The sequence below is a fragment of the Kribbella sp. genome (genome assembly GCF_035687465.1).
Classification (GTDB): Bacteria; Actinomycetota; Actinomycetes; order Propionibacteriales; family Kribbellaceae; genus Kribbella.
Genome location: NZ_DASRXP010000161.1, coordinates 1 through 7849 on the forward strand (window position 1 = coordinate 1; position 7849 = coordinate 7849).

Annotated in this window: 8 protein-coding genes; 1 reads left to right on the forward strand and 7 read right to left on the reverse strand. The window is 66.9% G+C overall.

The genetic code is table 11. The features are described from left to right. The 5 genes from VFG33_RS08080 to VFG33_RS08100 form a co-directional block, all read right to left on the reverse strand. Window positions 1–1303 (reverse strand): hypothetical protein (locus VFG33_RS08080; RefSeq protein WP_325024040.1); only part of this gene is annotated, 1303 nt, incomplete at its 3' end. Window positions 1304–1507: 204 nt separating this feature from the next. Beyond that, complete coding sequence (locus VFG33_RS08085; RefSeq protein WP_325024042.1) at window positions 1508–2413, reverse strand: carbohydrate ABC transporter permease; 906 nt, start codon at window positions 2411–2413, stop codon at window positions 1508–1510. After that, window positions 2410–3309 (reverse strand): carbohydrate ABC transporter permease, encoded by a 900-nt coding sequence (locus tag VFG33_RS08090; protein ID WP_325024044.1) that lies wholly within the window; start codon window positions 3307–3309, stop codon window positions 2410–2412. Before VFG33_RS08090 ends, VFG33_RS08085 begins: the two co-directional genes overlap by 4 nt. Before the next feature lie 51 nt (window positions 3310–3360). Then, a complete protein-coding gene (locus VFG33_RS08095) occupies window positions 3361–4635 on the reverse strand; it encodes an ABC transporter substrate-binding protein (protein ID WP_325024046.1) in 1275 nt (424 codons plus the stop codon). A gap of 188 nt (window positions 4636–4823) precedes the next feature. Continuing rightward, window positions 4824–5855, reverse strand: coding sequence for a zinc-dependent alcohol dehydrogenase family protein (locus tag VFG33_RS08100; RefSeq protein ID WP_325024048.1), 1032 nt, complete (start codon window positions 5853–5855; stop codon window positions 4824–4826). Between the two features lie 50 nt (window positions 5856–5905). Here VFG33_RS08100 and VFG33_RS08105 point away from each other — a divergent pair, with 50 nt between their 5' ends. Next, on the forward strand, window positions 5906–6448 hold the full coding sequence (locus VFG33_RS08105; protein ID WP_325024050.1) for a sugar O-acetyltransferase: 543 nt from the start codon (window positions 5906–5908) through the stop codon (window positions 6446–6448). Between the two features lie 3 nt (window positions 6449–6451). Here VFG33_RS08105 and VFG33_RS08110 read toward each other — a convergent pair whose 3' ends face one another. Together VFG33_RS08110 and VFG33_RS08115 are read right to left on the reverse strand one after the other, a co-directional pair. Further along, the gene (locus tag VFG33_RS08110; protein WP_325024052.1) at window positions 6452–6979 is read right to left on the reverse strand and encodes a flavin reductase family protein; all 528 of its coding nucleotides are present in this window, start codon (window positions 6977–6979) and stop codon (window positions 6452–6454) included. A 128-nt stretch (window positions 6980–7107) separates the two neighbouring features. After that, a partial coding sequence (locus VFG33_RS08115; protein ID WP_325024054.1) for a serine hydrolase occupies window positions 7108–7849 on the reverse strand: 742 nt, incomplete at its 5' end.

A 7849-nucleotide genomic window follows, 5' to 3' on the forward strand; every position in this document is an offset into this window, starting at 1 on the left:
GGATTTCACCGGCCAAGAGCCAGGCGTGGGGTGCGAGTACGGACAAGGTTGCGGCCTGGGACTTGTCGAGGCCGCGGAGGTCGGGACGTGGTGGAGCACCGAGACCAGCCAAGGTCCGGTAGGCATCCTCGAGGTCCGCACCGCCGTCGTCGAGGAAGACCCGCTCACCCGACTTCGACCCGATCGGGTCCGCCAGGGCCGCAGCCTCCAGCGCGGGAGTCCAGACCTCGACGGCATCGACGGCTTCCTCGATCGCATCCAGATCCAGCTCCGTCCGCTCCCCCGCGAACTCGAGCCACGCCTTCACCACCAACGGCACCGCGGCAAAATAGGTGCTGTCGGCAAGCACCTTGCGCGGCAGCCAGTACGAAAGGAAAAGCTCGACCAGTACGGCGCTGACGCGGAGCGGACCGCCCACCGTGCGGTCCACGGCATGGTCGATCCACAGCCGGGCGATGTCGGCGGCATCGTCGGGCAGGCCGACCGCGTGCCGCGATTCCAGGAACTCGTCCACCAACTGGTCCCGCTGCCTCGCCGACAACTGCGGCCGGATCGGCGGGCGGACCGGGCGTTCTGGCAATTGGGTCAGCCGATTCACCAACAGCCCCGAGAAGAACTCGAAATCCTCCGTCACCGGTGGATCCTCGTGGTCGTGCGTCTCCCCCAGCGCCTGCAGGATGATCCCCGCGGCCGTCGCCGGACGGACCGTACGCACGGTAACGCGACCGCCCCGCTGATACGCCTCCACCACCCGGTCGATCGGCGGCCCGACGAATACGTCCTTCGCCACCGCGCCCAGGTTGTTGTCCACGAACACGACCACGGTGTGCGGGTGCTGATCGTCGTCGTAATCCAGTACGACGCTCAGTCCGTCGCCGGTGACATCTTCCGAGACGATCGCACTGGTCAGCCGGAAGCCCGCGATCCGTCCCACCCAGTCGGGGATGCCGGGCTGGTTCCGCAGCCTCGACAGATGCGCCCGCTGCAAGGGCAGGCGACCGGCGGGACCCACTGTGCGAGCCAGACTCGTCAACAACACAAAGGAATCCACGTCCCTGCGCTCGCCCAGCACGCGCGCCGCATCCGCCCAGAAGAACCGCTCGACCTCACCGATCTCGTCGGGTTGCCCGGCCGGCCAGAGCTGGTCTGCCAGCAGTGCGGCCGACCGTGCGACCGAGGCCTCGGCGATCACCGGGTGCAGGGCGGGAGGCGCCGCGGCCAGGTCCAGCAGCAGCGTTTCCTGAAGAGTTTCCAGCACAGCGACACTCGGTGTGGTGTCGAGGTCTGTACCCCCGACACCCACCGGCGACTCTCCTGGGGTTGGACCCGGAGTGGAGCCGACCAGCCTCAAATGGCTGCCACGTCCGTCCCGGCCTCGTGACTTGGTCACTCTGGCGAGATTACCGCCGAACCCACGCTCCCCGCAGGGCAGTGCGCGCGTCCTGTGGACAACGACGTCGACACGCCGTGACGAACCACCTACAGCCCGCACACCGTAGTACGGGAATCAGCCCTTCAGGGCGCCTGCCATCAGGCCGCCGATGAACCAGCGGCCGAGCAGGATGTAGACCAGCAGGGTCGGGAACGAGGTGATCAGCGCGCCCGCCATGCTCGCCGCGTAGTCCACCTTCTGGCCGCCGGACAGGGCCGCCAGACCGAGGGTGACCGGGCCGTTGTTCTGCTGGGTCAGGAACAGCGCGAACAGGAAGTCGTTCCAGACCGAGGTGAACTGCCAGATCAGCGTCACCACGAAGCCGGAGATCGAGATCGGCAGGATGATCCGCAGGTAGGTCTGGACCAGCCCGGCGCCGTCCACCCGGGCCGACTCGATGATCTCGTTCGGGACCACAGTGGCGTAGTAGTTCCGGAAGATCAGCGTGCAGATCGGCAACCCGTAGATGACGTGCGCGATGATCAGCGTCGGCACACCCCGGGTGACGTCCAGGTCCTGGAAGGTCTGCCGCAGCGGCAGCATCACGGCCTGGTAGGGGATGAACATGCCGAACAGGATGAGGGCGAACACCAGGTTGGAGCCGGGGAAGCGCCAGCGGGCCAGCACGAACCCGTTCGCGGAGCCGATCAGCGACGAGATCACGGCTGCCGGGATCGCCAACGAGAGCGAGCGGACCATGTACGGCTGCAGTACGTCCCAGGCCTTGCGCCACGGCTCCAGCGTCCAGGTCTCCGGCAACGACCACTGCGCGGCTGCGGTGGTGTCGCTGGAGGTCTTGAAGCTGGTGATCACCACGACGTACACGGGCGTCAGGACGAACAACAGGAAGAGCAACAGCAGGACGTACCGAACCGTCCGGCTCCGCCTGGTCGACCCGTCGCTGATCGTACTGCGCTGCGGCTTCTGGCTGATCGCCGCTGCAGCCTTACCGGTTGCGGCCGGGGCCTCTGCGACGGTCATTCTTCAGTCTCCTGCCGGACGGTGTAGGCCACATAGGGGATGACGAGTACCGCGACCACGGCGAGCAGCACAATCGCTATCGCTGCCGCCTTGGCCATGTCGCTGCTCAGCAAGGTGTTCCACAGATAGACCGACGGCACTTCGGTACGGAACTGGTTCGGCCCGGTGATCGCGTAGATCAGGTCGAACAGCTTCAGCGACATGTGGCCCAGGATGATCAGCGCCGACAGGGCGATCGGCGACAACTGCGGGAACAGCACGTACCGGTAGAGCTTGAACTCACTGGCCCCGTCCACCCGGGCCGCCTCGCGCAGCTCCGGCGGGATGCCCCGGAACCCCGCGAGGAACAACGCCATGATGTAGCCGGACAGCTGCCAGACCGCGGGCAGCGCGATGGACGCCATCGTCGTCCACCGGCTTCCCGCGGTCCACCAGGGATTCTCCAGGAAATTCAGATGGAGGATCGAGAACAACCGGTTCAGACCGCGCGCCTCGTCGCCCTGGGACGGGTTCAGCAACCAGCCCCAGACCACGCCGGACGCGATCATCGAGATCGCCATCGGGAACAGGAAGACCGACCGGAAGATGCTCTCGCCGGCCACCCCCTTCTCCAGCAGCAACGCCCACAGCACGCCGAAGATCAGCGTGCCCACGATGAACGCCACCGTGAGCACGCCGAGATTCTTCAGCGAGTTGAGGAACCGCTCCTCACCGAACAGGTTCACGTAGTTGTCGAGTCCGACATGGTTGGTCGGGACCGGCCGGGCGTTGTGCTTGTCCGTCAACGAGGTGTTGAAGGTCCAGGCGATCAACCCGTAGACGAAGTACCCGAGCAGCAGGACAGTGGGCAGCAGTACCAGCGCCCCTGGCCCCCAGGTGCGGATTCTTCCGTGCATGCTCAGGACTCCCGATCAGTGTCAGCCAGCGGACTCGTCACCACCTTGCGATCAGCTCGGCTTGGAGGCCGTGACCAGCGCCTTCTGCAGCGTGGCGACGTCCATCCCACTGCTGAACTGACCCATCGCCGACTGGATGCTGTTGTTCTGGGCCAGCGTGCAGGCGGAGCCGTGTGCACAGGACGGCACGATGGTCTTCGACTTCCAGTCGGCCATCGCGGCCTGCTGGTACTTCGGGTAGTCCGTGGCCACCGCGTCGGAACGAGCCGGGATCGAGCCCTTCTTGGTGTTGAAGGCCTTCTGGCCATCGGCACTGCCGACCACCTTCAGCCAGCACTTCGCGCCCTCCGGCGTCTTGCCGTTGGTCGGCAGCGTGAACGAGTCCGCCAGGTACTGGAAGGAGCTCTCGGTCCCCGGGGCCGGCCAGTAGGTGTAGGCCGTGTCCGGAACCTTGTCAGCCAACTGCTGCGCGGCGACCCAGTCACCCATCAGCGTGTAGGCCGCCTGGCCCTTGTTCACGTAGCTCAGCGCGTCCGGCCAGTCGATCGCCTCGCGGTCGACGTTGCTGAAGCTGAGGATCTTCTTGAACTTCTCCAGCGCGGCGGTGACGTCGGCGCCGGCCATGTCGGTCTTGCCGTTCCAAAGACCGGTGAACTTGTCCGGACCGAGCTCGGCGAGCAGCACGGCCTCCATCACCATCTCCTCGGCGAAGCCCTTCGACGTCGCCAGCGGGGTCTTGACCCCGGCCGCCTTCAGCTTCTCCATGTCGGCGATCCACGCGTCGACCGAAGCCGGCGCCTTGGTGGCGTCGATGTTCGCCTTCTTCAGCACTGCCGGGTTCGCCCACACCACGTTGGCGCGGTGCACGTTCGCCGGCACCGAGTAGATCTTGCCGTCGACGGTCAGGTTGTCCAGCAGGTTCTTCGGGAAGGCCTTGTCCAGGCCGAACTCCGTGTAGAGGCTGCTGACATCGTCGACCTGGCCGGCGTTGATGTAGTCACCCAGCTCGGCGCCGGCGTGCGCCTGGAACGTGCTCGGCGGGTTCTTCGCCTGCAGGTCGTTCGCGAGCACCTGCTTGGCGTTCGCGCCGGCCCCACCGGCGACCGCGGAGTTGACGAACTTGTAGTCCTTGCACTCGGTGCCGAACACCGAGACCAGACCGTCCAGGCCGGCCTTCTCGCCGCCGTCCGCCCACCAGGTGAAGACGGTGACGTCCTTGCTCGCCGAGTCCCCGCTTCCGCTGTCGTCGCTGTTTCCGCAGGCACTGACCGCGAGAAGACCCACGGCACCCACCACCGCGAAGGTCTTGCTCCAACCACCACGCATTTTTTCACACTCCGATCAGCTCATGGAGCTGTCTGACGACGAATGCCCTCTTGACGGCCCAACTCTGGGCACGGGGCCGGTCAGGTGTCAACGCTCCGCGCAGGCGCGTTGCGCAGACGTGATGCCTTGCGCACCTCTGGTATGAGAGCGCGCTCATGGTGCGCGAACGGGCGGCGCGCCCTGCCCGGTCAGGGACGAAGCAGGGTCTTGATCGCGCGCCGTTCGTGCATTGCCTTGTAGCCTTCGGCCACCTCTGCCAGCGGCAGTTCCTGGTCGAACACCAGTCCGGGATTGATCTCGCCTGACAGTACGTCCACCATCAGCTCAGGCAGGTAAGCCCGCGCCGGTGCGACTCCGCCGGAAAGTCCGATGTTGCGGCCGAACATGGTCCGGATCGGCACCTCGACCCCATGCGGTACGCCCACGAACCCGACGGTCGCCCCCGGCCGAGCGACGTCGAAGGCGGTCTTGAACGACTGATCCGTACCGACACACTCCAGTACTGCGTCAGCGCCCACCCCGCCGGTCAACTCCAGTACTGCGGACTTCGCCGCGTCACCGCGTTCGGCGATGATGTGCGTGGCTCCGAACTCCCGGGCGATCTTCTGCCGGGGCTCATGCCGCGACAGGGCAACAACTTGTTCCGCACCCATCTGGACGGCAGCGAGCACACCGCACAGACCGACCGCACCATCACCGACCACCACGACGGTGTCGCCGGCCTTGACCCGAGCCGAGCGAGCTGCGTGCCAGCCGGTTCCCATCACGTCGGACAGAGTCAGCAGCGACGGGACCAGCGAGTCGTCAGGCACTTCCGGGGTGGCGACCAACGTGCCGTCCGCCCACGGCACCTTCGCGTACTCACCCTGGCCGCCGTCGGCCCCCTTGGAGCCGATGCCGATCAGATTCTGGCAGACCGACTGCAGTCCCGCGCGGCAGTTCGGGCAGGTCCCGTCGCTCGCGACGAACGGTGTGACGACGAAGTCGCCCGGCTTGACCGTCCGGACGTCAGCGCCGATCTCCTGCACGATGCCGACGTACTCGTGCCCGATCCTGCTGCCCGGAGTGATCTTGTTCTCGCCGCGGTAGGACCACAGGTCGGAGCCGCAGATGCAGCCGGCAACGATCTTGACCACAGCATCGGTGGGCTTCTGGATCACCGGGTCCGGGACCTCACTGAGCCGGACGTCGAACGGAGCATGGATCGTGGTCGCTCTCATACCCAGCACTCTAAGGTGGCTTGCCGGCGCACGAACCATGAGGGAGATGCATGGCCAAGATCTGGACCGATACAGGCGTAGCAGAGCTCCACGGTTTCCGCGAAAGGGTCGAACAGGCGATCCGGATGACCGAGCGGCTCAACGCTCTTCCGTACGACGATCGCGAGGCGATCCGGGCCACCTGGAGTGAGCTGACCGGTCAGCCCGTCGACGAGACCTTCAACCTCATCCCGCCGGTGTACTCCGACCACGGGATCAACATCCGGCTCGGCCGCAACGTCTTCATCAACCAGGGCTGCCGGCTCAACGACATCGGCGGTATCGGGATCGGGGACGAGGTCATGATCGGACCGGACGTCAGTCTGATCACCTCCGGCCATCCGGTCGACCCGCGGACGCGTCGCGCCGGGATCACCGCGGCCCCGATCCGGATCGGGCGCAACGTCTGGATCGGCGCACGGGCGATGATCCTGCAAGGGGTGACCGTTGGAGAGGACTCCGTGATCGGAGCAGGGGCGATCGTCACCAGCGACATCCCGCCATCGACGCTGGCCGTCGGCGTACCGGCGAAGGTCGTTCGACACCTCGGTTAGCCGCTACCTTTCCGTGGGGACGGTGTAGCGGCCGCGGCGGTGGACGAGTGGGGGGATGTCGTCGGGGAGGAGCTCGACGTGGGCGATCTCCAACTGGACCTGGAGGGACCAGCCGATCTCCTCGGGGTCCGGGGAGAGCAGGCGGCAGCCGGCCCAGGTGGAGACACCGACCGGGGCCGGGCCCCACTCGGTGTCGGTCCACTCGATCATCCGGAACGGGCCGCCGGGCGCGGGAGCCACGTAACCGAAGGCGTCCGCGAGTTGCTGATGTGGTCCGCCGAGCAGGCTGACTACCGCGGTCTTTGCCTGCCGCAACGTTCCCCAGAGGTCGGAGTCGGGGTCGATCAACCCGAGCACGACGCCGGGATCACCGTCCGCCACCAGCATCGACGACACGGTCAGCCCGGACCGCTTCCCGGCGTACGAGCTGGTCCAGAGACCGACCGGCGAAGGCAGCCGCCCGCGGAGGCGCCGGACCGGACTGCGCTCCGACTCCGGCGGCAAGAACGGGTGATCCCCGTGAATGGTCATACCAGCACGTTAATCGCCCTCCCCCCGGAGGGACCGCGCCGACTCCGCCGGCGGCGAGTGTGCGCCGGCCGCAGACCGGCGGATGCGGCCGGCGGCCGCAGCCGCGAGCAGCCCGACGAGATCGGACGTCAGGCGCTGGTTTTGACTCGGGGTGGGAGGGTGAAGGTGTCGAGTGGCCAGGCCAGGAGGCCGCCGGGACCTCGGAGGGATTCCACCTTGCCGTCGGCGGTGAAGGTGAAGCGCAAGGACTCGCCGTACGCGCCGTAGCCGGAACCGGTGGTGACGCGCAGGGACGTGTCGCCGTCGAGCTCCAAAGCCTGCGGCTCGGCTGTCGGGTCGGGTGCGGTCGGATCCATCGAGTACAGGCGACCGCCGAGCAGCACGATGTCGTAGACGCCCCAGAGGTTCGCGTAGCGACCCGTAAAGCGAGCCAGCTCACCACCATCGCCCCGGACCTTCGAGCCGGCGAGATCGATCAGCTTGAGCGCGACCTCGGCCAGCGACGCGGCGCCACCATCGATCGCGTTGGTGAGCACGGAGACCACCAGCCGGCGCCCGCCATCGACCAGGGACCTCGTGATGTGGCCCGGATATCCACCCCCATGGCCGAACACGTCCCGCTTGCCGATCTTCGAGATCTGCAGACCGAGCCCGTACCGCAGCGCCTCGTCCTCACCGGTCTTCCACAACGGATGCTGCATCAACCGCTTCGACGCATCCGTCAGCAGCCGGTCATCGCCCGGCAGGTGCGCCGAGAAGAAGCTGACCAGGTCCCGCGCGGTGCCGTAGAACCCCGTCGCCGCGGAGAGCGCCCGGGTGTCGACATGGTCGATCGGCACCCGCTCGTCCGCGTAGGACAGCGCGCTGTAC

Coding starts and splice junctions, on each gene's coding strand:
- VFG33_RS08085 (WP_325024042.1), bottom strand. CDS start 2,413: ATGACCGTCGCAGAGGCCCCGGCCGCAACCGGTAAGGCTGCAGCGGCG.
- VFG33_RS08090 (WP_325024044.1), bottom strand. CDS start 3,309: ATGCACGGAAGAATCCGCACCTGGGGGCCAGGGGCGCTGGTACTGCTG.
- VFG33_RS08095 (WP_325024046.1), bottom strand. CDS start 4,635: ATGCGTGGTGGTTGGAGCAAGACCTTCGCGGTGGTGGGTGCCGTGGGT.
- VFG33_RS08100 (WP_325024048.1), bottom strand. CDS start 5,855: ATGAGAGCGACCACGATCCATGCTCCGTTCGACGTCCGGCTCAGTGAG.
- VFG33_RS08105 (WP_325024050.1), top strand. CDS start 5,906: ATGGCCAAGATCTGGACCGATACAGGCGTAGCAGAGCTCCACGGTTTC.
- VFG33_RS08110 (WP_325024052.1), bottom strand. CDS start 6,979: ATGACCATTCACGGGGATCACCCGTTCTTGCCGCCGGAGTCGGAGCGC.